Genomic DNA, 24,076 nt, shown 5'->3' with positions numbered 1-24,076 from the left:
TATCATAAAATCCTAATCAACTACTTATAAACCGCCCTCACCTCCACCTCAATAAACATATTTGGGTTGACCAAGGTAAATACTCCAATGGTCGATCGGGCTACTTTATTGGGGTTTTCTTGGGTTCCGAAGAACTCACCATAAGCTTTAAACCAGCCATCGAAATCAGGTTTGTTGTCGTTTTCTGGGTCGGGAGCAACATACACTTTCATGGCCACTACATCTTCCAAACCCAAACCTTCTTCGCCCAAATAATCTGCAATTCGCTTAAGGGTGCTTACGCTTTGTTCATAGGTATTTCCAAATCGCTCGCGGTCGCCTTCGGGCTTGGTTTCGTCTTTTGGGTTGGCCACAATGCCACTGGCAAAATAGATGCTTTTTCCCGCAGGTACTTTTACTCCTTTTAGAATAGAAGAGCCTTCTCTTTCGAAGCGAACAACCTCCTCTGAAGTGTGCTTATCATCATCATCGTTGTCTTCAGTTTCGCAAGAAGGAAAAACGGATAGAATAATAAAGAGAAGTAAAAGGTGTTTAGCTTTTAGTGTCATTGGTTTAGATTTTAAGTTGAAGATACAAAAGTTAACATACGGTTCGAATTGGAGCCGCCTTAATTCCTATAATCTGACCTTAGATAAAAAAACGCCAGCCAGATCAGGCTTTCTGTATTATCTTAGAAAAAAATATTTATTCTAGGGGGAAAGCGATTGGCAGTAATCGGGAGTTGAGGAATAGGTATTTGTCGATAAGATTGGTATCGACCTGGTTGAAATGAAATGATCATTGGGTTGGGTTTTCAGCTTCCGCCCAAAAAGAAAAGATAATTGGAAAGGAACATAATTGAAGAATTGGGCAGTTTGGCTTTGGCTACTCGCCTGAAAAACTTAAGCGAACGGTTGGCCAAAGATGTGGCCGCTATTTATAAAGAATCTGACTTCGATTTTGAACCCCGTTGGTTTGCTGTGGTTTATGCCCTAAAGAATGGAGAAGAGCTGGCAGTGACAGAGCTGGCGGCCAGTTTACAACAAACTCATCCTGCCGTAAATCAAGTGGCTAATATTTTAGTAAAGAAGAAGTTGGTGATAGAATCTAAAGATGATGCCGACCAAAGAAAGCGCCTTTTAAAGCTGAGTGATTCTGGAATTGAATTGGTAGGTAAAATGGAAGGCCTTTGGCTTAAAATTAAAAAGGCCAACGATCAGCTTTTAATCGATAGCAAGCAAAACTTCCTAGACGACATAAAGACCATAGAATCTGCACTAGACGAAAAATCTATGTATGACAGGGTGAAGTCGCTATTGTAAACCTTATCGGCTCAACTCAAAGCGTTTAAAACTCATGAAATCTTCATAATTCTCACCAATTATAATTGGTTAAAGAACTTCATGCTTTTGACAAGCACCACTAATTATTTCTGCCCCAGAATCGTTCAGCCCACTGTTCGTGAACGTTCATTTTTTAGTTCTACCTTATCTGAATAATTTTTTAATGTACTGTTTAACAGTGATTTATATTGATGACTTGAATTAGGTATGTTTTTTGGTAAGTGGTTACGTATTAATGTAAAAAACATGCCAAGAATCGTCATTTCTCTTTTTGTAATTTTTTACTCATTTGGTTTACAAGCCCAATCCTTTGACCAAACGAATGTGGTTACTCAACTGGCTCAAATCATGGATCGCAATTATGTATTTCCAGAGAAGGGAAAGGCCATGAGCGACCTAATCCTGTCGAAACTGAAAAACGGAGAATACAAAGCCATTGAGTCTCCTGACGATTTAGCCAAACGGCTTGATGCCGATTTAAAGTCGGTGGCAAATGACAAGCATATTCGGGTAACTTATAACCCTACACGCTTTGAGGCCATTCAGCAAGGTAGCCCGACAGGCGGTAGACCAGCCCAAGGAAATTACGGATTTGAAGAGGTTGATATTCTTGAGGGTAATATTGGTTATTTAGACCTAAGAGGTTTTTCCGATATCCGATTTGCGGAAGAGGTAGCAAAGGCAGCAATGGACAAACTGATTCAGTCCGATGCTATAATCTTCGACCTAAGAAAAAACGGAGGAGGCTCTCCTTCCATGATCAGGTTTATTTCTAGTTACCTTTTTGGTGATCAACCTGTTCACTTAAATACTTTTTATTGGCGGCCGAGCGACAGGTATTCGGAAACCTGGACAGCCCCAGACTTAGCGTCTGTTTATAAACCGAATCTGCCTGTTTATGTACTCACCAGTAATTATACTTTTTCGGCTGCTGAAGAGTTTACCTACAACTTGAAAAACTTAAAACGTGCCACCATTATTGGTGAAACCACGGGCGGAGGGGCTCATCCAGGTGGGCCAATGCTGCTAACAGATGGTTTTATTGTCAATGTACCTCAAGGCAGGGCCATTAACCCAATTACCAAAACCAACTGGGAAGGAGTGGGGGTAAAACCCAATATTGAAATCAAAGCTGATGCCGCTTTGGATAAGGCATTGGAACTTATTAAAGCAAAGAATTAGGAAGTCAAGTTTTTAAATATGATCAAGAACTACATCAAAATTGCTCTTAGAAGCCTGTTGAAAAGTAAGGCTACTTCTGTTATTAATGTACTAGGCCTTTCAATTGGCATGGCCTGTTGTATTGTTATTTTCTTATTCGTTCAGAATGAAATGTCTTATGATAAGTTTCATTCTAAATCAGGTAAAATATTTAGGGTACTCACTATCGACAAGGCCCTTGGGGTAAGCAATAGCTTGGTAGGCATTACGCTTCCCGTTTTAGGTGCTTCTATGGAAGATAATTTTCCAGAAGTTGTGAATAGAGTAAGAATGCTGCCGCAAGGAAGGCAACTGATTACCTACGAGCAGCAAGGCTTCTATACCGACTATTTTGCTTATGCCGAACCCTCAATTTTTGAAATGTTTGATTTTAAACTGGTAGAGGGAGATGTAGAGAATGCTTTGAGAAATCCCAATACTGTGGTGGTAACTCAGAGCATGGCCGAGAAAACTTTTGGCTCAGATAACCCCATTGGAAAGCGAATTGATATTGGAGGTCAGCCCGGTTTGGAAGTAGTGGCAGTAATGAAAGATGTGACCGAAAACAGCCACCTTAATTTCGATGTAATTGTTTCTATGCAGCAGGCTGACACTACATCGGGCTTTGCGCAATTTCTCAATTCTTGGCAGAGCATCAGTATGGTTACTTATGTGGAACTGGCCAATCCTGCCAGTGAAGAAAATGTGGAGGAGAAAATGGAAACCTTGATTCGAGCGAATAATGTGGGTGAAAATTTCAGCGTAACACTTCAACCATTAAAAGATGTCCATTTAAAATCCAGTGGAATTCTTTTCGAGAACTACAACTTGAATAAAACTGATGAAGGTTATGTATATACACTGGCGGCAGTTGGGCTTTTTGTAATGTTGATCGCGTCTTTCAACTTTATGAATTTATCTACGGCCAGATCGGCCAATAGGGCGATGGAAGTGGGAGTACGAAAAGTATTTGGGGCAGTGAAAAAACAGCTCATTAATCAGTTTATGGTGGAATCAGTTTTCCTTTGTCTTTTCTCGCTGTTCGTAGCGATAGGTTTAGTGGCAGCTTTGGGTTCTGTGGTCAACCTTCCGTTTAGCGATAACTTGGCCATTCATTTTATTTCTAACCCAGTTTGGGTTGTTGGCGCATTGGTTTTTACTGTAATTCTAGGCTTGTTTTCTGGAAGTTACCCAGCCTTTATGTTGTCTAGTTTCAGTCCAATTAGTATTCTTCGTGGTTCATTTAAAACCAGCGGAAAAGGAGTTTTACTAAGAAAATCCTTGGTGGTTTTTCAGTTTATGGTGTCCATAGTAATGATTATTGGAACCGCCATTGTTTATGACCAATTACAACTTTTACGCAATGCCGACAAAGGCTTTGATACAGAGCAAATTCTCACTTTAGATGTAAGTCATCCAAGCCTGCAACCTTCCATTCAAGTGCTTAAAAACAAGCTAGAGCAAAACCCTTCCATTTTGGCCACAGCCGGAACCGCTTCTATGCCGGGAAGAACCTTCGGCCGAAGAGGTGTGCGGCCTGAGGGAGCTGCGCCAGATGACACTTGGATTGTGAGTGTGCTTAATTTTGATGAGCATTTTGTAGACTTAATGGGGATGGAAATTGCCCAAGGAAGGCTTTTCAATAGAGAGATTGCTACAGATCAGCAGCAGGGAGTAATGATTAATGAGGCCATGGCAAAGCAGCTGGATTGGGAGAATCCTATTGGTAAAAAGCTAACTTTTGGTCAAAACGAATCTACCATTATTGGCGTAGTAAAAGACTTTCATTTCGCTTCACTTCGCTATCAAATAGAACCACTGGCCATGTTTTATAGTCCTGATGGTGGAGGTAGTTTGGCCATTAAATTGAATGCCGCAGATATAAGCAAAACAATGGCTTTTGTACAATCTACTTGGGACGAAGTGTTTCCCAATAGCCCCTTGGAATATCGTTTTTTTGATGAAGAATTTGGGCAGCAATATCAGTCCGATGAAAAGTTCGGCACCTTAGTTTTTAGCTTTACTTGGCTCGCCATTTTTATTGCTTGTTTAGGTTTGTTTGGCCTTTCGGCTTTTACTGCGCAACAAAAAATCAAGGAAATAGGAGTAAGAAAAGTGTTAGGAGCTTCTGTTTTGGGTATTGTTGTATTGCTTTCAAATCAGTTTACTAAGCTTATCATTCTTGCTGTGGTTTTGGCAAGTCCTTTGGCCTACTATATGATGGAATACTGGTTGAGTGATTTCGCCTATCGTGTAGAAATTAACTGGTTTTGGTTTTTAGCATCTGCCATCGTGGCATTGCTTATCGCTTTAGCTACGGTCACCTATCAATCCGTAAAAGCGGCAATGGTTAATCCTGCCAAATCATTGAGGTATGAGTAGAATTTAGCAAACTTTAACATAATGGAGAGTAAGGGTCGTAACCTAAATGATTAGAATTGGTTTAATTGTTGTTACCCAAAGAATGTGACCATCGGTAAAGACGAAAAGCGCTTATTTTCGTTAGATTTATATCCTTACCTCTATTTGGGTTTTTTGAGTTTGAAAAGCTTACTACGTATTATGAAATTGTTTAAAAAGTTGATTATCATACCTGCTCTCATATTATTGGGCAGTACCAATATTTACGCTTCCGATGCGGCTGATACTACAAAATATTTGCAGCCGAAAGCTGAGCACATCAAGGAAGCCATTATGGTCACGCAAATCCTTGATTATTTCCATTATCGAGATGTTGATTTAAATGACTCATTGTCATCTGTCATCCTTGATAATTTTATTGAATCACTAGATGCGAGTAAAAATTACTTTTTGGCTTCGGACATCAAGTCATTTCAAAAATACCGATTTGCCTTTGATGATGATTTGAAACGAGGAAATCTAGTTCCAGCATTCTACATCTTTAATATTTATAAGAAACGTGTTGAAGAACGCTTAAAATATGCGTTGGCAGAATCGAGAAAGAAATTTGATTTTACGAAAAACGAAGAGTTTGTTTTTGATAGAGAGAAGGCTCCGTACCCTCAATCACTTCAAGAGCAAGATGAGCTTTGGAGAAAAGTTGTAAAACATCAGGCTTTGAGTTTAAAGCTTAGCGGTTCTGATGATAAAAAGATTTCTGAAACGCTTGTTACGCGTTATGAACGTTTCAAAAGCAATGTAGATAAATACAATAGCACGGATGTTTTTGAGATTTTAATGAACTCTGTAACCGAAGCCTTCGATCCACATACCAATTATTTTGGACCAAGAAGTGCCGAAGATTTTCAGCGTGAAAGCTCAAAAGCCATGGAAGGAATTGGGGCAACTTTGCAGCAAGATGATGATTTCACCAAGATTGTTGAGTTGCGCCCTGGTGGACCGGCTTTCTTAAGTGGCCAAATCGATATTGACGATAGAGTAGTTGGTATTGCACAAGGAGCTGATGGTGAAATGGTTGATGTTGTAGGCTGGAGATCTGATGAAGTGGCAGGTCAAATTAGAGGGCCGAAAGGAACCTTGGTTAGAATTGAATTTTTGCCTGCCGGAAGACCAATTGGTAGTCAAACCAAAATAGTAAATATTGTTCGAGATAAAATCAAGTACGATGAAGCTAAGGCCAAAAGCCAAGTGGTACAATATGAAGAAGGTGGTAAAACATACAACTTAGGTATAATTACCCTTCCCGACTTTTATTTGGATTCAGAAGGTCTTGAAGAAGGCGAAAAGGATTTTAGTAGTGCCACCAGTGACGTTAAAAAACTAATCACCCAACTACAAGAAGATGGGGTTGATGGTGTGATGCTTGACCTTAGAAATAATGGTGGAGGTTCTTTGCTTGAGGCCATAAGTTTATCGGGGCTGTTCTTACCGGGTGGACCAGTGGTTCAAATCAAATACGCCAATGGACAAATTGCCAAAGAAGACGATAAAGAGAAAATGTTTTATTCGGGGCCATTGAGCGTAATGACTAATCGTTTTTCTGCTTCGGCTTCTGAGATTTTTGCTGGAGCATTGCAGGATTACAAAAGAGCGGTGATTGTTGGTGAGCAAACTTACGGAAAGGGTACTGTTCAAAACGTAAGGGGCTTGAATGATTTCTTAAGAGAACCGACTACCGATGAATTAGGCTTGATTAAATACACAATTGCCAAGTTCTATAGAGTATCGGGAAGTAGCACTCAACACTTAGGAGTTTCGCCTGATATTAGCCTACCGTCTGCTTTTAGTGCCGAAGAATTTGGTGAAAGCTCGAAGCCAAGTGCCCTACCTTGGGACAAAATTCCTGCGGCTAAATTTACGCCACTTGATTATGTAGACAATGATTTGATTGCTCAGCTGAGAAAGTCTCATGAGAAAAGGTTAAAGACAGATCAGAGTTTAATTGATTACCAATATGATATTAATGAACTGAACAAAGCAAGAGCGAAAACTACAGTTTCGTTAAACTATGAAGTGCGTAAGAAGGAAGCGGCAGACTTTGAGGCTAAAAGAGATGCTAGAGTGAAAATCGGAGACTCATTAAAAGAGCTAGGCTCAAGCAAAGGTGTGAAAAACCATGCTTTAGACGAACTGAAAGATCCTTTCTTAAAAGAGAGCATTATACTTTTGGCAGAACAGATTGCCGCCAAGAGAAGTAAAGGATAAGTAGAATAAGCGATTTAAAATAAAAATGGCTGGATTTCAGAAGAAGTCCAGCCATTTTATTTTTCCCTTGACCCGAACCTGTTAGAGGTTCGCAATCCGGATATAGCTTTATTTAGCGTAGTTAACCGCTCTCATTTCGCGAATCACCGTCACTTTAATTTGCCCTGGGTATTGCATGTCTTTTTCGATTTTCTGCGAAATATCAAACGAAAGCTGACCGGCAGTAGTATCAGAAACCGAATCAGCATCTACTAACACTCTCAGTTCTCTACCTGCTTGAATCGCATAACATTTGTTTACCCCATCAAAGTCTAAAGCCAGCGCCTCAAGGTCTTTTAATCGTTTGATGTACGATTCCATCACTTCTCTTCTTGCACCTGGACGAGCCCCTGAAATAGCGTCACAAGCTTGAATAAGTGGAGAGATCATTGAAGTCATTTCGATTTCATCGTGGTGAGCTCCAATTGCATTACAGATTTCTGGGTGCTCCTTATATTTTTGAGCCAATTCCATTCCCAATAATGCGTGAGGAATTTCTGGCTCTTCTGGCCATACTTTTCCAATATCATGAAGTAACCCTGCTCTTTTCGCGCGCTTGGCGTTTAAGCCCAATTCTGAAGCCATGGTAGCACAAAGTCTGGCTACTTCTCTTGAATGTTGAAGTAGGTTTTGGCCATAAGAAGATCTGAACCTCATTCTACCAACTAATTTGATGAGCTCAGGGTGGAGGCCATGAATACCTAAGTCAATCACGGTTCTTTCACCAATCTCTACAATTTCCTCCTCAATGTTTTGCGTGGTTTTGGTAACGATTTCTTCAATCCTTGCTGGGTGAATTCTGCCATCGGTAACTAGCCTATGTAATGAAAGTCGAGCGACTTCTCTTCTTACTGGATCGAAGCCAGAAATGATGATGGCTTCAGGCGTATCGTCAACAATGATTTCTACACCAGTTGCGGCCTCTAGCGCACGAATGTTTCTTCCTTCTCTACCGATGATTTTACCTTTAACATCATCGCTTTCAATATTAAAAATAGATACACAGTTTTCTACTGCGTGCTCTGTAGCAGTTCTTTGAATAGATTCAATGACAATCTTTTTGGCCTCTTTGGCTCCCGTAAGCTTGGCTTCATCAATAATATCTTTGATGAGTACTGATGCTTTTGATTCTGCTTCAACCTTTAAGGTTTCCATCAATTGTTCGCGGGCTTCGTCAGCTGAAAGTTGGGCAACTTTTTCAAGCGCTTTTACTTTTTCATCCACCTTCTTTTCAAGGTCTTCTTTTCGTTTTCTAACGATTTCTAGCTGAGCTTCTACATTCTCTTTGGTACTATCAACTTCAGCTTCTTTTCGCTTTAATTTTTCTAGTTGCGAATTGAGTGTAGCTTCTTTTTGCTTCAGCTTGTTTTCATTACTGATGATTTGATTCTTCTTACGATTAACCTCTTCTTCAAACTCAGATTTTAGCTGTAGGTACTTTTCTTTGGCCTCAAGAATTCTGTCTTTTTTGAGGGTTTCGGCTGTAAGTTCAGCCTCTTTCATTATTAATTTGCCTTTTTCTTCAAGTTCTTGGGCGGCCTTCTTGTTAACTTTTTGTAACAGAAGTCTCCCTATGAACACCCCTATAGCCAACGCTCCGATGGCCGTAATGAGGATTGTAACTGTTTCTCCCATATGTGAATCTATAGGTAGAATTGGAAGTGTACTGAAACGTATTCTAAAGCGGTATTTAAGGAATTAGGAGAGGGCGGTTTTAATTATGTTTTCAAGTTGATCTAATTGGCCAGAGGTGGTAGAATCTATTGATGCTACTTCACTTTCCACTTTCATCTTTGCGATTAAACTATCAAATGCAACCATTGCCAAGAGATCTTCTTTATCATCTATGCCAAATTGGTCTCTGTAAGATCGTAATTTCTCATTTATAATCTTGCCTGCATTACGTACCCTTTGCTCCTCTTCAGGTTTAACTTTCATGGGGTACTCTCGGTCCCCAATTTTGATTTTTATTGATAGAATGTCTACCATATGATTATACTACTCACTTAAATGAGCAATACATTTATCTATTTCCTTAATGTACTCGTTTAACTTATGTTTCAACTCTGTAGACTCTTCCTTTTCTACGGTTGTGTTTGATACAATTTTAGTGATTTTATCCTGATTTTGAAAATCAGCAATTTGAGATCGAAGACCAACAATTTGTCCTTTTAGCTCAGTGTTTTGGTTTGCTAACGCTTTGTTCTCTTGCTTCAATGCTTCATGTTTATTTACCAGTTGCTTCAACTGTTGTTGTACATGATCTAAACGTTGAAAAAGCGATAATTCTGCCATTTTATTTTCTTATTACTGCCCCAAGCTCGCGCTCAAAACCTTGCATTAATCGGCTCATACATTTGTCAATCACCTTGTCGGTCAATGTCTTTTCTTGGTCTTGAAGATAGAAACTGATGGCATAAGCCTTTTTGCCTGCATCAATTTTATCGCCTTCATAAACATCGAAAACACTAATGCGATTGACCAGTGATCGCTCAAGCTTTTCTGCTAACTTCCTAATGTCATCAAAATTTACGGCTTTATCAACAACTAATGATAAGTCTCTTTTTACCTCTGGGTATTTAGAGATGGGTTGGAAGGTGAATTCAGAAGTTGATAGTTTTTGAATATAGTCCCAATCGAAATCCGCAAAGAAAACTTCGGTAGATACATCGGCTAATTTGGCGACTTCGGCATTTACCTTTCCAAGCTGAACGATTGGTTTTTTATTGGTAGAAATGCTTAGTCCATAACCGAATAAATCACTGTCAGTTTCTTGGCTTTCGATTTTATGGATACCAAACTTGGCCAATAATTTAAGTACAATGGCCGATAAATCATGAAAATTAACTTTTCTGCTTGGCGCCAGCCAACTTTCAGGCGCGGCATTTCCTGTTATAAACAATGAAAGCCTAGAACGCTCTACATATTTTTCTTTGATGAAATGATATGTGGTTCCGAACTCGAAAAGTTTTAGGTCACCGTTCTTACGTTTCACATTTCTATCAATAACCTCAAGGCCATGGAATAAAAGTGTTTGGCGCATTACGTTCAAATCTTCACTTAAATAGTTGAGGATTTTAACGTTGTCATTTTCGTCAATAGCTGCAGTGCCATTTGAATACCCATCTTTGGTAAGTGAGTTGGTTACAATTTCATGAAAACCAGCCCCTGCCAACAAACGAGAGGTTTCTTTTTTAATTCCGTCTGCATCTGTAGTCGGAAATTCTGATAGGAAAGTGCTGCTTAAATGGTCATCAATTTCAATATTGTTGTAACCATAAATTCTCAATACCTCTTCCACAATATCAGCTTCGCGCTGAACATCTACACGGTAGGGAGGAACAATGGCGGTAAATCCAGTTTCAGTTTCATTCTGAGTTTGAATATCTAGGCTTTCTAAAATGGATTTGATTCTGTCATTACCAATTGCCTTTCCTATCAATCGGTCGATATTCGCGAATCTTACTTCTACTTTAAAATCCTCGATAGGTGTTGGGTAGAAGTCGGCAAGAGGTGATGAAACTTCGCCTCCGGCAAGCTCCTGAATAAGCAATGCTGCATATTTCAAAGCGTAAACCGTAATGTTAGGGTCAGTTCCACGCTCGTAACGGAAAGAGGCATCCGTTTTTAATTGATGCTTCTGAGCACTTCTTCGAATGTAATCAGGAGAGAAGTAAGCGCTTTCTAAAAATACGTTTTTCGTAGTTTTCTTAACACCTGATTTGATACCACCAAAGACACCCGCAATGCACATTCCGCCTGCCTCATTACAAATCATCAGGTCTGTATCGGCTAGTTTTCTTTCTTTCTCATCGAGGGTTGTGAATGTTGTTCCTTCAGGAAGCGTTTTCACGGTCACTTTATCGCCAACAATTTCATCTGCATCAAAGGCATGCATTGGCTGACCAAGGCTATGGAGCACATAATTGGTAATGTCAACCACATTGTTGGTTGGCTTTATTCCAATGGCATTTAGTCTAGTCTTTAACCAATCAGGGGAATCAGTTACAGTAACTCCAGTAATGGTAAGGGAAGAATACCTTGGGCATGCTTCGATATTTTCAACAGTTACTGGAATGATTCTTTTCTCGTTGTCTACTTTAAAGTTTTCAACAGAAGGAAACTTAACAGGCCTATTCAGTAGAGCTTTTAGGTCTCTAGCCACACCAATGTGTGAAGCACCATCGGCCCGGTTTGGTGTTAAACCAATTTCAAAAACAAAATCAGATTCTAAATTGAAATAATCCGCTGCGGGTGCTCCGTTTGGCAAAGCTGTATCGAGTACTAAAATACCATCATGAGATTGGCCAAGGCCTATTTCATCTTCGGCACAAATCATCCCTTCAGAAACTTCTCCTCGAATTTTGGCCTTTTTTATTTGGAATGAATCGCCAGAGCTTGGGTAAAGAGTAGCGCCAACGGTAGCAACAATTACTTTTTGACCTGCTTTTACATTTGGAGCGCCACAGACAATCGGAGAAAGTTGTTCTTCACCAATATCAACGGTGGTTACACTTAGTTTATCTGCGTTGGGGTGTTTTGCACAAGTGATTACTTCACCTATAACCAAGCCCTTAAGGCCACCTTTTACAGATTCTACTTCCTCCCAAGTTTCTACTTCTAATCCTGAGCCAGTTAAAAGTGCTGCAATTTCTTCTGCAGATTCAGTGATTTGAATATATTCTTTAAGCCAGTTAAGGGAAATCTTCATGCCGTTATTTTACTTGTTCCACCCAATTTAGGTGAAAGAGCAAAATTAATGATTTAAGCTTTCCAACAATGTGCTTAGTCGTTTTTGTAGAGCTTTTCGCCTGCTTTAATCGGAACTTTCAGCAAGTTTTCGGCAGGAGGGATGGGGCAGCTATATTCTGGGTTGAAATGGCAATAAGGATTATAGGCAGTATTGAAGTCTAAAACCACGGAATTTGTGCCATTTTCCATCAAATCAATATATCTGCCACCTCCATAAGTTTCATCACCGCTGGTGTCATCGGCAAACATTAAAAACAGCCGATTTGGGTTAACATCGTCCCAGTCTTTGTAGAGCAATAGCCTTTGTGGTTTTCCTTCTAACTCAAACTCGGCATGAGCAAATGGAATGTATTTTTCTTGTTCGCCAGTGGTTGTGGCAATAAAGATTGGCACCTTCTTTTCGATTTCAACTAGTCGTGCCAAGATTTTATAATCTTCGTTTACTGGGTAGTAATTCAACTTGGTGAAAGTTCTTTTGTCTTCTTCAAGTAAAGGAGAGCTAGAAGCCAGCATACGCTTGTCTTTGTCCTTTCTTTCTGTTTCAATTCGTGCTATGTATTCTTTCGAACTTTCCCCTACAGTGAGAAAGTTGAATACGGTTACACCTAAAAGCAAAACAATCAAAATACCGAAAATAGTGCTCCTTTTCATGCTGTAAAGTAAGGTTGAAAAGGCTGAAACTCAAATGGAAAGTTGATTTAAGTATGGGTTAAATTAAACTTTCGTCAGCGAAGCTGTAATATCCATCATCTGTAAAAATGATATGGTCTAAAACAGGGATTTCTAGCAGATTTCCCGCGTTTTTCAATTTTTCTGTGAGCCGTATATCTGCTTGACTAGGTTTTAGGTTGCCCGATGGATGGTTGTGAACTAAGATGATTCCACAGGCCAAATCTTCCAATGCCCTTTTAAAAATTACTTTGGGGTCGGCTACCGTGCCTGAAACACCGCCTAGGCTAATTACTCTTTTCTGAATTACCTCATTGTTTCTTTTGAGCATGACTACCCAAAACTGTTCAACGGGTTGGTCCATCAGCTCGGGTTTCATCAGCTCATATACATCTTTTGAATTGGTGATTTTTAATTTCTTCTCCGATTCAAACGATTTTCTCCTTCTGCCTAATTCTAAGGCGCTCACAATAGAAATGGCTTTTGCTTCACCAATGCCTTTGAATTGTTGAAGTTCAGTAACCGACTGTTTGGCTAATGTGTTGAGGTCGTGATTGGAATGGGCGAGTATTTTTTTAGAAAGGTCTACAGCGCTTAATTCGCGCGAGCCAGAGCCAATAAGAATAGCTATTAACTCAGCATCAGACAGGGCGGCCTTGCCTTTTAGAAGTAGCTTTTCGCGCGGCCGGTCTTCTTCAGCCCATTTAAGAATATTCAGTCCTTTTTCCATTTATATTAGAATGGGAAGACGGAATATAATAAAAGCTAATGAATATTAAATATTGGACAACAAAAAAAACCGAACCCTGAAGAGTTCGGTTTCAAGTATCGTTAATAATTAACTCTTAAAGGCTGTTTACCAGCTTGGTTAATTTTGATTTGTTATTGGCAGCTTTGTTCTTGTGGATGATATTGTTCTTTGCCAATTTATCAACCATTGAAATAACTTTCTTCAATAACTCTTGAGCCTCAGACTTATCTGAAGTATCTCTCAATCTCTTGATGTAAGTACGAGTGGTTTTGTGCTGATAACGGTTTCTCAATCGTTTAGCCTCGTTCGAACGTATTCTTTTTAATGCAGACTTATGATTTGCCATGTATTTATTACTTACAATTTCTCAAATTCGGGACGCAAAGATAGGTCTTAAAATAATATTAACAAATACATGCCAGTAAAATTATTCTGAATAAACAGCTTTACTTTTACCCGCTATTTACTCGATGTTTTTGTGAGTTTGAATGTTTCAGTTCCAGGTTTGCTGGTAAACCCCTTAGGCCTATCTGCTTCGGGGTCATCAGATAAAAGCATCATGATTTCATTTTTGCCGCTAAACTCGAAAATGCCCTTTATTCGAGAGAACTCAACACTGAACATGGTAAAAATAATGTCGATTTGGTGAGGAATAACGTCTGTGTTTAACTCATAATTAAGTCCAGCTGGAATATCTTCGATTTCAAAATTTTCACCTCCCATTACATCATCACCCGAAATTATAATGATAACATTGTTGTCTTCAAATGTTATTTCTACCTCTTCAGTATCCCCCAAACTTGTTCCATTCCATACACCTGTTATCCTGGGGTCTGTTGAGTTTTCAGGAGCACTATATGCTTTTGTTGTCTCGGTTATTGACTCTGGTTCTGGTTCTACTATTTCTTCTTGTTTAATTTCTTGGTATCCAACATTTGTGATGTAATATTGTGAATCCCAGTATTTTCTGATTTCTTCTTTGGGGAAACTCTCTGAAGTTATAAGTTCCTGCGACCGATTGTCGGTGTATTTTGAGAGGACTAAAACCCATAAATCATTTAGGTATTCTAGTTGAGTTATTGAGTAACCCAAGGCCAAATTTTCTTCGATTTCTTCTATTGGAAATGTTTCGGAAGTACGCCACTTCTGCAAGCTGATCTTATTGGTTTTTGAGCCTACTATCGCCCACTTTCCTTGACCATAAGCCAATTTAATAATGCTTCTTCCCTCATCCCAATACTCTTTAATCTTATCTTTTGGAAATTCAGTGGTTGTAGACCATTTTTGGCCAGAGTAACTACTGCCCTTAGACATAACCAAGGCCCAAACATCATTGCCATAGGTTAACTCCGTAATAGCATATCCAGCATCCCATAATTCTGTTATTTCATCTTTTGGGAAATCTACGCGCGTTCTCCATGACTGTAAACTATAATCTGAGGTTTTGGATGATATAACAGTCCATAAATTGTTATTATAGCTTAGGCTAGATAAATAATAATCGTTGTCCCAGTCATCACTTATTTCTTCTTTAGGAAATTCAGTCCTTGTTTTCCATTTCTGAGCTGTAATGTTGCTACCATAGGTCATTACTAAATGATACTGTCCAAAACTTATGTTTACCGTCAATACTAAGATGACTAGGGTGAGTATTGGAGATGAATTCTTACGCATTTTGCTTTTGTTGTAGAGCCTTAAATTTATTTATTCAAAACTGAAATTCCATATTTTATTGTTTTGAATACATACGGAATCAAGTTATGATTCATAACAGCATGCATCACAATGGGGCTTAATTGGCAGAAGGGTGAATGTTCAATTCACTCAAGCAATACCTCTTAGTTAAGGATTTTTGTAGGAGAAAAACTTTTGGCATGGAAATGGAAAGAAGGGTGTTAATGCATTAATAAAATGGTCGACCCTTGTTGAAAACTTAAATGTCAAGGTTATGAAAAGAGTAATACTGTTTGTAGGAATAATGGTGGTTGGGCTTTTTGCCGAAGGAGAGATAGAGGCTCAGAGGCGAAGTAATGATAGCCGCAACAACCGAGATAAAAGTAAAGTTGAAAAACGTGATGACAATCGTGGAAGAAACGATGATCGTAAGAAGGTATATAACACTAGAACAACAAGAAACGGAAGAACTGAGACTGTTGTCAAGAAAGTGGTAGTTAGAAATAATGGTTATCGCTATTCAGATGCCAGAAGAGATAATGGATGGAGGAGAGTTGATAATTCATATTATGACTACGACTTTAGAAACGGAAGACGAAATGTGGTGTACAGAAGTGCCGCTCCTAGCAGCAGACATATTTGGGTAAATGGTTATTGGGAATACAATAGAAGGCTCAGAAGAGATGTTTGGGTACAGGGCCACTGGACTGTTCGAAGAGATTATCATAGATGGCAAGAGGGCCGCTATAGCGTTATAGGTGGTGTTCGAATTTGGGTACCTGGTGTGTGGATCAGGGTTTTTTAAAAGTAGACAATTGATAAATGAAAAGAGGCGCCATTGGCGCCTCTTTTATTATACGTGAACGTGTCTTTCTGCGTGATAAGATGATCTGACCAATGCGCCAGATTCTACATATTTAATCCCCCGTTTTAAGCCTTCTTCTTTAAAGAACTCGAATTTATCAGGGTGAACGTATTCAATTACTTCGTGATGCATTTTGGTAGGTTGCAAGTACTGACCTAAAGTCAAGATGTCTAGCTTTACTTCCGCCAAGTCGTCCATTAGCCTGAAAACCTGTTCGTCAGTTTCGCCTAAACCTAACATGGCACCTGATTTTGAACGCTTACCATATTCTTTAATGCGTTTCAATTCTTCTAAGCTTCTTGCATATTTGGCTTGTGGGCGAACTCTTCTATACAGTTCTTCAACAGTTTCCATGTTATGCGAAACCACTTCCTGACCTGCATCAATCATTCTATATAATGCATCCCAGTTTCCTTTTACATCAGGAATAAGCGTTTCTATGGTTGTTTCTGGGCTTAGTTTTTTAGTTTCTACTACCGTTTGGTACCAGATTTCAGCGCCTCGATCTTTAAGCTCATCTCTATTTACCGAAGTAAGTACTGCATGCTTAACTCCCATCAGCTTAATAGCTTCAGCTACTCTTTTAGGCTCTTCGGTATCGTACTCTGGCGGTCTGCCTGTGGCTACTGCACAAAAAGAACAGCTCCTGGTACATACATTGCCCAATATCATAAAGGTGGCCGTGCCGGCTCCCCAACATTCACCCATGTTTGGGCAATTGCCACTTTCGCAAATGGTATGAAGTTTATATTGATCAACCAGCTTGCGGACTTTGGCATATTCTTCTCCAATAGGGAGTTTAACACGCAACCAATCCGGTTTTTTTCTTCTGGTTTCTTTTTCTTTGGAAATTACTGGTAGTTCAATCATCCTTTTTTGCTCTGACTAACAATACCACAAAGGTAACTCAAAGGTTCCAAAATGGTATGAAAGTAGCCTATCTTCTTTTCCCAAAATAAACAGCAATAAAAGCAGCAGAGTAAACACTTTTACCTTCGGCTTCTGGAAGTATATTGATCTTACGGGTGAAAGCCTCTACTACAAAGCCCGCTTGAATACCAAAAACCCTACTTTTTGTGGAATTGGTTTCGAAGGTCATAGATGTTTTAAGGTGAAGTCCTGGAACAATATTAGACTCAAAGAGCCCTTTTAATGGGCTAGAGGTTCCGTTAATGTTGTTTACCGAATGTATGTTTGGGTCATACTGTTCTTTTCTCCCTCTATAATTTACATAGTAAGGGGCTTCTAAGCCAATTGTAGGGCCTGCGGAAGCCATAGCAGAAACCCTTACGCCCTGCTGTGGTGATTTTTGAAAGAGCACTTTTTCTCTTCCGTAATAAGGACGAATAGAAATGAGGTAGTTAGATTTTCCAATTACAAAGCTACTTCCTGTAATTGTGGTTTGGCGCGATTCTCTTGGGTGGCGAGTATTGGCCAACTCAATGCCATAGTGCGCTAAATTTTTCTTGTCAAATGAGTTTGAGTGCCTCCAAAACAGAGAGCTGATGAGGCCACTGTTCGAGGCATGTGAGCCACCAAAAACATTTTCAATTTCATAATTCTCGTCTTCGATCCTCGTGTCAAAGCCAAAGCCCGACTGACTAAAAGCAGTGTTACAGATAAATAATAACAAGACGACTGTGAAAACTTTGACACTAATTTGCATACTTGGCGTTGTAGCTCTGTTTGAGATTGCTAAATTAACGAAAAAAAATACTGCTTAGTTTATGATTACAGTGAAATCGAAATATACAGGAAACCTGAGTACCGAAGCCGTTCATGTTAAATCTGGAAACGGTATTGTTACTGATGCACCTGTAGATAATAATGGAAAAGGAGAAGCATTTTCACCTACCGACCTTGTGGCGGCTGCATTGGGTAGTTGTATGATGACCGTTATGGCCATTGCTGGAGAGCAAAAGGGTTTAAACATGGAAGGAATGAATGTGGAATCGACAAAGATAATGAGCGCGAACCCTCGTAGAATTTCCGAAATTAAAATGGATTTCTTTTGGGAGAATTGTACGTTGTCTGACAAAGACAGGGCGTGGATAAAGAACATTGGTTTGACATGCCCAGTTGCGCTAAGCTTGCGTGAAGACCTTAAACAATCTATCGAGTTTCATTTCTAAGTGGATATCGCATGCTTAGAAATAAAAATACCTCATTGATTATCAATGAGGCATTTTTTATGATTGAAAACCGATTAACTCAGTTTCTTATATTTAATTCTGGTTGGTCCAGTATCTCCTAATCGTTTCTTACGGTTTTCTTCATATTCTGAATATCCACCTTCGAACCAATAAACTTGAGAGTTACCTTCAAAAGCTAGAATGTGCGTACAGATTCTATCTAAGAACCACCTATCGTGAGAGATAATTACAGCGCAACCACCAAAGTTATCCAAACCTTCTTCCAATGCTCTTAGTGTATTTACATCAAGGTCGTTAGTAGGTTCATCTAATAATAAGAGGTTAGCGCCTTGTTTAAGAGTTAACGCTAAGTGCACTCGGTTTCTTTCTCCACCAGAAAGCTGCCCTACCTTTTTATTTTGGTCTGTTCCGTTAAAGTTGAATTTACTCACGTAGGCCCTAGAGTTTATTTCCTTTCCTCCGAGCGTAATCAATTCATTTCCTCCAGTAATTACTTCCCAAACCGACTTGTTAGGGTCGAGATTATCATGCTCTTGGTCTACATAAGCGATGTCTACTGTAGGCCCAACAATGAATTCACCTTGATCTGGTGTTTCTTTTCCCGTAATCATGTTGAAAAGGGTAGTTTTACCAGCACCGTTCGGACCAATAATCCCTACAATACCTCCTTGAGGAAGTGAGAATTCCAGGTTCTCATATAAAAGTTTATCTCCGAAAGCTTTTGCTACATTATGTGCTTCAATCACTTTCGAACCTAATCTTTCTCCTGGCGGAATGTAAAGTTCCAATTTTGCTTCTTTTTCTTTGCCCTCCTGACCTAGTAGTTTGTCATAAGCGCTCAAACGTGCTTTGGCTTTAGCTTGTCTTCCTTTAGGCGACATTCTTACCCATTCCAACTCGCGCTGTAATGTTTTCTGCCTTTTCGATTCAGTTTTTTCTTCACCAGCTAAACGGGTTTGTTTTTGGTCGAGCCACGAAGAGTAATTTCCTTTCCATGGAATTCCTTCACCTCGGTCGAGTTCAAGAATCCATCCGGCTACGTTATCAAGGAAGTAACGGTCGTGAGTTACGGCAATTACAGTTCCTTTATAGCGCTGTAAATATTGCTCAAGCCAATGCACAGATTCGGCATCCAAGTGGTTGGTAGGCTCATCGAGCAATAATACATCAGGCTCTTGAATCAATAAGCGACACAAGGCAACTCTTCTTTTTTCTCCCCCAGAAAGGTTTTTAATTGAAGCATCTGATGGAGGGGTTCTTAATGCATCCATGGCTCTTTCAAGTCGGCTGTCTAAATCCCAAGCGTTGATGTGATCTAGTTTTTCCTGAACTTTTCCTTGCTCTTCAATCAGCTTGTTCATTTTGTCTGGATCGTCAAGGATTTCAGGGTCAGCGAATTTCGCGTTGATTTCTTCAAACTTGTTCAGTAAATCAACAGTTTCTTTAGCACCTTCTTCTACTACCTGTTTTACCGTTTTATTCGGGTCAAGCTGAGGCTCTTGCTCTAGCATTCCCACACTATAACCTGGTGAGAAAACCACTTCGCCTTGGTATTCTGTGTCTACACCAGCAATAATGCGAAGTAGAGAAGATTTACCCGAACCGTTAAGTCCAAGCACACCAATCTTTGCTCCGTAGAAAAACGAGAGGTAGATATTTTTTAAGACTTGCTTTTGTGGGGGGTAAATCTTGTTGACCCCAGCCATTGAAAAAATAATTTTTTCGTCACTCATAGTCTGTATCGTTCTATTTTGGAGCAAATATGCTAAAAATTCTGCTTGGGAATTTCTCTCTTGGGTTATTTAGCTAATTTCGGGCAAAATTCAATCTTAGCGTTTTGGAAGAAAAGGAATACGGGTTTATCAAAGAAGGCAAGGTTTTCAGAAAAGCATTTCTCGATTATACAGATAAGGAGATCGGGGAAGTGAAAGAAACCGAAGAGGCCGCTATGCTTTATTATACGGAGCGATTTGCTTTAGCACAGGCCAAAGTAAATGAGGTAGAAGAGAAAATTAATGCAACTGAAAATAAAGGTTCTTACCTAATGAAGGTACTTCACCTTAAAGAAACTTTGCATGACTTTGATGCCATTGGCGACTTTGAATCCCTTTATCAAAAATTGAATTTGTTGGAAGAGCAGCTAAATAGCTTTATTCAGCAGAACCGATTAAAAAATCTGGAAATAAAAACGGCATTGTTGGCTGAACTGGAAGAAGCAGTAAAAAGCAGCGAATGGAAATCGGCAACAGCGGAAGTAAAAGAGGTACAGCGCAGATGGATTAAGACTGGTGCGGTTGACGATGCTGAGAAAGAAAGAATAGAAGGAACGTTTAAGACACTACTTGATGGTTTTTTTGAGAGAAGGGCTGCTTTTTATGCCGACCTCGAAAAAATGATGAAAGAAAAAGAAGCCAATTATCAGGATTTTTTAGAGGAAGCAAAAAAGATAAAAGAGATTGAAAGCTATTCTGTTTTGGTTGAGAAAATCAGAACGCTAAAAGAAGAATGGAAAGATCTAGGTAGAATTAAAGCGGATGTCCGCACCGATTTTTGGAATCAATTTCAAACGATAATCAAAGGAGCTTTAGCCAAAGCTAAAAAAGACGGAAAAGCAAAAGTCAACACAGGTAATAAAAAGGAGAATCTAGAGAGTCGTTCTGCTTTTTTGAAAGAGTTGGCTGTTCTGAATGAGAGTATTACCCCAAATGCTAATGTTAAGTCACTTAGAGAGCAGTGGAAAAACTTAGGGCCGGTTGGAAGGGTAGAAATGAATGAACTTCAGGCTGAATTTCTGTTTTTGACAGACCAAATTGCTGAAAAGCAGTTCATCGAAAGCTTACTTCATAAGAAACTTAAGGGCAAGCAAAACGAAGCTGATAAAGAAAGACTTAGGCTAAAAATCATTTACGATTTACTCAACCGAGATAAAAATGAACTTTCCACTTTTCAAGAGAATTTGGATAAGTTCAACACAAGTTCGGGGCTTGATAAGCTGATTGGCGGTAAGCTTGAACTCCAAGAAAGGAAGGTAAAAGTAAAAGAAGAGATTTTGAGGCAGTTTAAAGCTGGTGCATAGCTTTATAATTCAGCTAGTTGCATTTTCAAAATAGCCTTGTTTTTAATAATAAAATAATTAGGTGCATAGGTTTGATTTTTAGAGTTTAATTCATTCTTTTGCACGCCATTAAAAAAGATAAGAAATGTATTGGACACTTGAACTAGCTTCTTACTTGGAAGACGCCCCTTGGCCTGCGACTAAAGATGAATTGATTGACTTTTCAATCAGGTCTGGAGCCCCACTTGAGGTGGTTGAAAACCTCCAAGAATTAGAAGACGATGGTCAGCCTTATGAAAGTATCGAAGAGATATGGCCTGACTATCCAACAAAAGACGATTTCTTTTTTAACGAAGATGAATATTGAAAATCAACCCCGGTAATTCGGGGTTTTTTTTGCTTCATGCTTTTTAGCCACTTGAAAAATTAAGTAGGCTTTTCCTTCTGGATGATAATCGCTGAGATTACGATTGATAATTCTTATATTTCTAGTCGGTCAGTAAAACCCACATTGGTTCGACCGCACTATTTTTTGAAATAAAAAGAAATTGAATGAATCTAAACCTAAAGTCTAAGGAACAGCGAACTTACGATGCCATAGTGGTTGGGTCTGGTGTAAGTGGAGGTTGGGCGGCAAAAGAGCTCAGTGAAAAAGGCCTTAAAACTGTAGTAATAGAACGTGGCCGAAAAATTGAGCATATCAAAGACTACCACACTGCCAACATGGACACTTGGGATCTTCCCAACCGCGGTAGAACCAATCCAGAAATTATTGAGAAGGATTATCCTAAACAAGATAGGACAGGCTATACCACCAATGTAGCTCATCGTCATTTCTTTGTCAAAGATTCAGAACATCCATACCAAGAAGAAAACACACGTTTCGATTGGATGCGAGGCTACCACTTGGGCGGCCGATCCATCACTTGGGGGCGCCAAAGTTACCGCTTGAGCGATATAGATTTTGAAGCCAATATTAAAGATGGTTTTGGGGTAGATTGGCCAGTTCGGTACAAAGACATTAAGCCCTGGTATGACTATGTAGAACGGTACATTGGCGTGAGTGGCGAGAAACGTGGGTTTAAGCAATTGCCTGATGGAGAGTTTCTTCCCCCAATGGAAATGAACTGCGTGGAAAAAGATTTTCAGAAAGCGGTAGAAAGTAAATGGAATAACCGCTGGGTTACAGTAGGCCGAACAGCACACCTTACTGAAGCGCTAAATGTTAATCAGCCCGATCATAAGAACCCTGGAGCTAGGAGCCAATGTTTGATGCGAAATCGCTGTATGCGAGGTTGTCCGTATGGTGGTTATTTTTCTAGCCTTTCGTCTACTTTGCCTGCTGGTGTGGCTTCAGGAAACCTCACTGTAGTTACCGATCAAATTGTGAGCGAGGTGATTTATGATGATAAAACCGGAAAGGCCACAGGCGTTAGGGTTATTGACCAAAACACTAAGGAGCAAACGGAATTTTATGCGAAAGTCATTTTCTTATGTGCTTCGGCCATTGCTTCGGCAGCCATTTTAATGCAATCGAAAAGCGAGCGTTTCCCCAATGGCTTAGGAAATGATAGCGGAGAATTAGGCCATAACATTATGGACCACCACCTTGGTGTTGGAGCGAGCGCAAGGGTAGAAGGCTATGAAGACAAATACTACAAAGGCAGAAGGCCTAATGGGCTTTATATTCCTCGGTTTAGAAATTTGGGAGGAAGTTCCGATGTTAAAAACTTTGTTAGAGGCTATGGATATCAAGGCAGTGCTTCTCGCCAAGGTTGGGGCAGAAACATTGCTGAAATGAACAATAAAAGAGTTGGAGGAGCGGTAAAAGATGCTTGGATGACTCCCGGAGGCTGGACGATTGGCTTTATGGGCTTTGGCGAAACGCTTCCGCAGCATAAAAACCATATGCGATTAGATTATGAAAACCTCGATGCTTGGGGTTTACCACAAGTGATTTTTGATGCGGGTAATTTTCATGAAAACGAATACGAAATGCGAAAAGACATGGCGGCCTCTGGCGCTGAAATGTTAGAAGCAGCAGGTTTTAAAAATGTAAGCACTTATGACAACGGGCCAAATATGGGCTTAGGAATTCATGAAATGGGAACAGCAAGAATGGGGCACGACCCTAAAACTTCGGTACTGAATAAGTGGAATCAGATTCATGCGTGTAAGAACGTTTTCGTAACGGATGGCTCATTTATGACTTCATCGGCATGCCACAATCCATCTTTGGGCTATATGGCCTTTTCGGCTAGAGCCGCCAATTACGCTGCAGATCAAATTCAAAAAGGAAATTTATAAACCATGGAAAGAAGAGAAGCATTAAAAAACTTAGGATTCGGATCGATGGCTTTGTTTACCTCTACGGTTTTCTTTGGCGCATTGCAGGGTTGTTCTTCTGCCGCTGAGCTAGATTGGAAACCTGTGTACCTCAGCCCCGAAGAGGCAAGCCAATTGGGGAAGGTTTGTGAAGGAATTATGCCCAAAACGAGTACGCCAGGCGCTATTGAAGCCGGAGTGCCAAGTCACTTGGATTCAGCTTTAGCCAATATTTACAGAAACCGTGAAGCGGAATATTTCAAGAGAGGACTCAATGTTTTTGTGGCTAATTTTAACGCAAATCAGGAGGTGAGTTTTGATAAGGCAACCACCGAACAAATGACGGAGGCTATTAATAGCTACTTTGACAAGTATGAGGCTGACAAGGATATTCTGAGAAACTACCGAGCTGAATTCAGAAAAGAAGGAGAGAAAGACGATGTATTTGTGGAAACCTATTTTGTGACGAACGTGGTGGATTCTACCATTTGGAGTTATTTTTCTTCAGAATTAGTAGGGAAAGAAGTGATGGCATATGATCCTATTCCTGGTAAATATGAAGGCTGTATTCCTTACGAACCCGGTCAAAAGGCTTGGTCGAATGTTTAAGAATTTAATTCCGCTCTTTTTGGGGCGGAATTTTTT

22 protein-coding genes are annotated in these 24,076 nt (G+C 39.7%); 10 read left to right on the top strand and 12 right to left on the bottom strand.

Annotated elements, in window-relative coordinates; genetic code table 11:
• Positions 1-20: 20 nt before the first annotated feature.
• On the bottom strand, positions 21-548 hold the full coding sequence (locus MB14_RS01680; RefSeq protein WP_062588012.1) for a RidA family protein: 528 nt from the start codon (positions 546-548) through the stop codon (positions 21-23).
• Between the two features lie 273 nt (positions 549-821).
• Here MB14_RS01680 and MB14_RS01675 point away from each other — a divergent pair, with 273 nt between their 5' ends.
• From MB14_RS01675 to MB14_RS01660, 4 genes are all read left to right on the top strand, one after another.
• Positions 822-1,301: a MarR family winged helix-turn-helix transcriptional regulator gene (locus MB14_RS01675; RefSeq protein ID WP_062588009.1), complete on the top strand. Its 480-nt coding sequence runs from the start codon at positions 822-824 to the stop codon at positions 1,299-1,301.
• Positions 1,302-1,568: 267 nt separating this feature from the next.
• Positions 1,569-2,504: a S41 family peptidase gene (locus MB14_RS01670; protein WP_165899486.1), complete on the top strand. Its 936-nt coding sequence runs from the start codon at positions 1,569-1,571 to the stop codon at positions 2,502-2,504.
• Between the two features lie 18 nt (positions 2,505-2,522).
• Positions 2,523-4,904: an ABC transporter permease gene (locus tag MB14_RS01665; RefSeq protein ID WP_062588005.1), complete on the top strand. Its 2,382-nt coding sequence runs from the start codon at positions 2,523-2,525 to the stop codon at positions 4,902-4,904.
• A gap of 180 nt (positions 4,905-5,084) precedes the next feature.
• Positions 5,085-7,148, top strand: coding sequence for a carboxy terminal-processing peptidase (locus tag MB14_RS01660; protein ID WP_132644101.1), 2,064 nt, complete (start codon positions 5,085-5,087; stop codon positions 7,146-7,148).
• Positions 7,149-7,256: 108 nt separating this feature from the next.
• On the opposite strand, the gene rny is transcribed toward MB14_RS01660, so the two are convergent.
• From rny to MB14_RS01620, 8 genes are all read right to left on the bottom strand, one after another.
• The gene (gene rny / locus MB14_RS01655) at positions 7,257-8,822 is read right to left on the bottom strand and encodes a ribonuclease Y (RefSeq protein WP_062588001.1); all 1,566 of its coding nucleotides are present in this window, start codon (positions 8,820-8,822) and stop codon (positions 7,257-7,259) included.
• Positions 8,823-8,885: 63 nt separating this feature from the next.
• Complete coding sequence (locus MB14_RS01650; RefSeq protein ID WP_062587999.1) at positions 8,886-9,176, bottom strand: cell division protein ZapA; 291 nt, start codon at positions 9,174-9,176, stop codon at positions 8,886-8,888.
• 9 nt (positions 9,177-9,185) lie between these two features.
• Positions 9,186-9,482 carry a hypothetical protein gene (locus tag MB14_RS01645; protein WP_062587997.1) on the bottom strand — a complete coding sequence of 99 codons (297 nt, stop codon included), beginning with the start codon at positions 9,480-9,482 and terminating at the stop codon, positions 9,186-9,188.
• Between the two features lies 1 nt (position 9,483).
• A complete protein-coding gene (gene pheT / locus MB14_RS01640; RefSeq protein ID WP_062587995.1) occupies positions 9,484-11,898 on the bottom strand; it encodes a phenylalanine--tRNA ligase subunit beta in 2,415 nt (804 codons plus the stop codon).
• 74 nt (positions 11,899-11,972) lie between these two features.
• Positions 11,973-12,590, bottom strand: a complete 618-nt coding sequence (locus MB14_RS01635; protein ID WP_062587994.1) for a DUF1684 domain-containing protein — start codon at positions 12,588-12,590, stop codon at positions 11,973-11,975.
• A 58-nt stretch (positions 12,591-12,648) separates the two neighbouring features.
• On the bottom strand, positions 12,649-13,338 hold the full coding sequence (radC, locus tag MB14_RS01630; protein ID WP_062587992.1) for a RadC family protein: 690 nt from the start codon (positions 13,336-13,338) through the stop codon (positions 12,649-12,651).
• Positions 13,339-13,453: 115 nt separating this feature from the next.
• Positions 13,454-13,705, bottom strand: coding sequence for a 30S ribosomal protein S20 (gene rpsT, locus MB14_RS01625; protein WP_053223559.1), 252 nt, complete (start codon positions 13,703-13,705; stop codon positions 13,454-13,456).
• Positions 13,706-13,818: 113 nt separating this feature from the next.
• Complete coding sequence (locus tag MB14_RS01620) at positions 13,819-15,033, bottom strand: DUF7477 domain-containing protein (protein WP_132644100.1); 1,215 nt, start codon at positions 15,031-15,033, stop codon at positions 13,819-13,821.
• A 274-nt stretch (positions 15,034-15,307) separates the two neighbouring features.
• Between MB14_RS01620 and MB14_RS01615 the strand changes: the two genes are divergently transcribed.
• Complete coding sequence (locus MB14_RS01615; protein ID WP_132644099.1) at positions 15,308-15,838, top strand: hypothetical protein; 531 nt, start codon at positions 15,308-15,310, stop codon at positions 15,836-15,838.
• 48 nt (positions 15,839-15,886) lie between these two features.
• Here MB14_RS01615 and lipA read toward each other — a convergent pair whose 3' ends face one another.
• Both lipA and MB14_RS01605 read right to left on the bottom strand, forming a co-directional pair.
• Complete coding sequence (gene lipA, locus MB14_RS01610; RefSeq protein ID WP_053223562.1) at positions 15,887-16,768, bottom strand: lipoyl synthase; 882 nt, start codon at positions 16,766-16,768, stop codon at positions 15,887-15,889.
• Positions 16,769-16,835: 67 nt separating this feature from the next.
• Positions 16,836-17,564 carry a hypothetical protein gene (locus tag MB14_RS01605; RefSeq protein WP_062587986.1) on the bottom strand — a complete coding sequence of 243 codons (729 nt, stop codon included), beginning with the start codon at positions 17,562-17,564 and terminating at the stop codon, positions 16,836-16,838.
• A 61-nt stretch (positions 17,565-17,625) separates the two neighbouring features.
• On the opposite strand from MB14_RS01605, the gene MB14_RS01600 reads away from it, so the two are divergent.
• Positions 17,626-18,030, top strand: coding sequence for an OsmC family protein (locus MB14_RS01600; RefSeq protein WP_062587985.1), 405 nt, complete (start codon positions 17,626-17,628; stop codon positions 18,028-18,030).
• 74 nt (positions 18,031-18,104) lie between these two features.
• Here the strand turns inward: MB14_RS01600 and ettA are convergent, their stop codons facing one another.
• Positions 18,105-19,784 carry an energy-dependent translational throttle protein EttA gene (ettA, locus tag MB14_RS01595; protein WP_062587983.1) on the bottom strand — a complete coding sequence of 560 codons (1,680 nt, stop codon included), beginning with the start codon at positions 19,782-19,784 and terminating at the stop codon, positions 18,105-18,107.
• A 104-nt stretch (positions 19,785-19,888) separates the two neighbouring features.
• Between ettA and MB14_RS01590 the strand changes: the two genes are divergently transcribed.
• The 4 genes from MB14_RS01590 (at position 19,889) to MB14_RS01575 (ending at position 24,040) form a co-directional block, all read left to right on the top strand.
• Positions 19,889-21,127 (top strand): DUF349 domain-containing protein, encoded by a 1,239-nt coding sequence (locus MB14_RS01590; RefSeq protein ID WP_062587981.1) that lies wholly within the window; start codon positions 19,889-19,891, stop codon positions 21,125-21,127.
• Positions 21,128-21,251: 124 nt separating this feature from the next.
• Positions 21,252-21,473 carry a DUF2795 domain-containing protein gene (locus MB14_RS01585; protein WP_015329640.1) on the top strand — a complete coding sequence of 74 codons (222 nt, stop codon included), beginning with the start codon at positions 21,252-21,254 and terminating at the stop codon, positions 21,471-21,473.
• A 185-nt stretch (positions 21,474-21,658) separates the two neighbouring features.
• On the top strand, positions 21,659-23,413 hold the full coding sequence (locus MB14_RS01580; RefSeq protein WP_062587978.1) for a GMC family oxidoreductase N-terminal domain-containing protein: 1,755 nt from the start codon (positions 21,659-21,661) through the stop codon (positions 23,411-23,413).
• 3 nt (positions 23,414-23,416) lie between these two features.
• Positions 23,417-24,040 (top strand): gluconate 2-dehydrogenase subunit 3 family protein, encoded by a 624-nt coding sequence (locus MB14_RS01575; protein ID WP_062587976.1) that lies wholly within the window; start codon positions 23,417-23,419, stop codon positions 24,038-24,040.
• Positions 24,041-24,076 lie beyond the last annotated feature (36 nt).

The sequence above is a fragment of the Roseivirga ehrenbergii genome, assembly GCF_001593005.1.
GTDB classification, from domain to species: domain Bacteria; phylum Bacteroidota; class Bacteroidia; order Cytophagales; family Cyclobacteriaceae; genus Roseivirga; species Roseivirga ehrenbergii.
This window is presented reverse-complemented; position numbering and strand designations above follow the sequence as displayed.

Excerpts from the sequence above, each read along its gene's own strand:
- MB14_RS01680 (WP_062588012.1), bottom strand. The coding sequence starts at position 548 with ATGACACTAAAAGCTAAACACCTTTTACTTCTCTTTATTATTCTATCC.
- MB14_RS01670 (WP_165899486.1), top strand. The coding sequence starts at position 1,569 with ATGCCAAGAATCGTCATTTCTCTTTTTGTAATTTTTTACTCATTTGGT.
- MB14_RS01665 (WP_062588005.1), top strand. The coding sequence starts at position 2,523 with ATGATCAAGAACTACATCAAAATTGCTCTTAGAAGCCTGTTGAAAAGT.
- MB14_RS01660 (WP_132644101.1), top strand. The coding sequence starts at position 5,085 with ATGAAATTGTTTAAAAAGTTGATTATCATACCTGCTCTCATATTATTG.
- rny (WP_062588001.1), bottom strand. The coding sequence starts at position 8,822 with ATGGGAGAAACAGTTACAATCCTCATTACGGCCATCGGAGCGTTGGCT.
- MB14_RS01650 (WP_062587999.1), bottom strand. The coding sequence starts at position 9,176 with ATGGTAGACATTCTATCAATAAAAATCAAAATTGGGGACCGAGAGTAC.
- MB14_RS01645 (WP_062587997.1), bottom strand. The coding sequence starts at position 9,482 with ATGGCAGAATTATCGCTTTTTCAACGTTTAGATCATGTACAACAACAG.
- pheT (WP_062587995.1), bottom strand. The coding sequence starts at position 11,898 with ATGAAGATTTCCCTTAACTGGCTTAAAGAATATATTCAAATCACTGAA.
- MB14_RS01635 (WP_062587994.1), bottom strand. The coding sequence starts at position 12,590 with ATGAAAAGGAGCACTATTTTCGGTATTTTGATTGTTTTGCTTTTAGGT.
- radC (WP_062587992.1), bottom strand. The coding sequence starts at position 13,338 with ATGGAAAAAGGACTGAATATTCTTAAATGGGCTGAAGAAGACCGGCCG.
- rpsT (WP_053223559.1), bottom strand. The coding sequence starts at position 13,705 with ATGGCAAATCATAAGTCTGCATTAAAAAGAATACGTTCGAACGAGGCT.
- MB14_RS01620 (WP_132644100.1), bottom strand. The coding sequence starts at position 15,033 with ATGCGTAAGAATTCATCTCCAATACTCACCCTAGTCATCTTAGTATTG.
- MB14_RS01615 (WP_132644099.1), top strand. The coding sequence starts at position 15,308 with ATGAAAAGAGTAATACTGTTTGTAGGAATAATGGTGGTTGGGCTTTTT.
- lipA (WP_053223562.1), bottom strand. The coding sequence starts at position 16,768 with ATGATTGAACTACCAGTAATTTCCAAAGAAAAAGAAACCAGAAGAAAA.
- MB14_RS01605 (WP_062587986.1), bottom strand. The coding sequence starts at position 17,564 with ATGCAAATTAGTGTCAAAGTTTTCACAGTCGTCTTGTTATTATTTATC.
- MB14_RS01600 (WP_062587985.1), top strand. The coding sequence starts at position 17,626 with ATGATTACAGTGAAATCGAAATATACAGGAAACCTGAGTACCGAAGCC.
- ettA (WP_062587983.1), bottom strand. The coding sequence starts at position 19,784 with ATGAGTGACGAAAAAATTATTTTTTCAATGGCTGGGGTCAACAAGATT.
- MB14_RS01585 (WP_015329640.1), top strand. The coding sequence starts at position 21,252 with ATGTATTGGACACTTGAACTAGCTTCTTACTTGGAAGACGCCCCTTGG.
- MB14_RS01580 (WP_062587978.1), top strand. The coding sequence starts at position 21,659 with ATGAATCTAAACCTAAAGTCTAAGGAACAGCGAACTTACGATGCCATA.
- MB14_RS01575 (WP_062587976.1), top strand. The coding sequence starts at position 23,417 with ATGGAAAGAAGAGAAGCATTAAAAAACTTAGGATTCGGATCGATGGCT.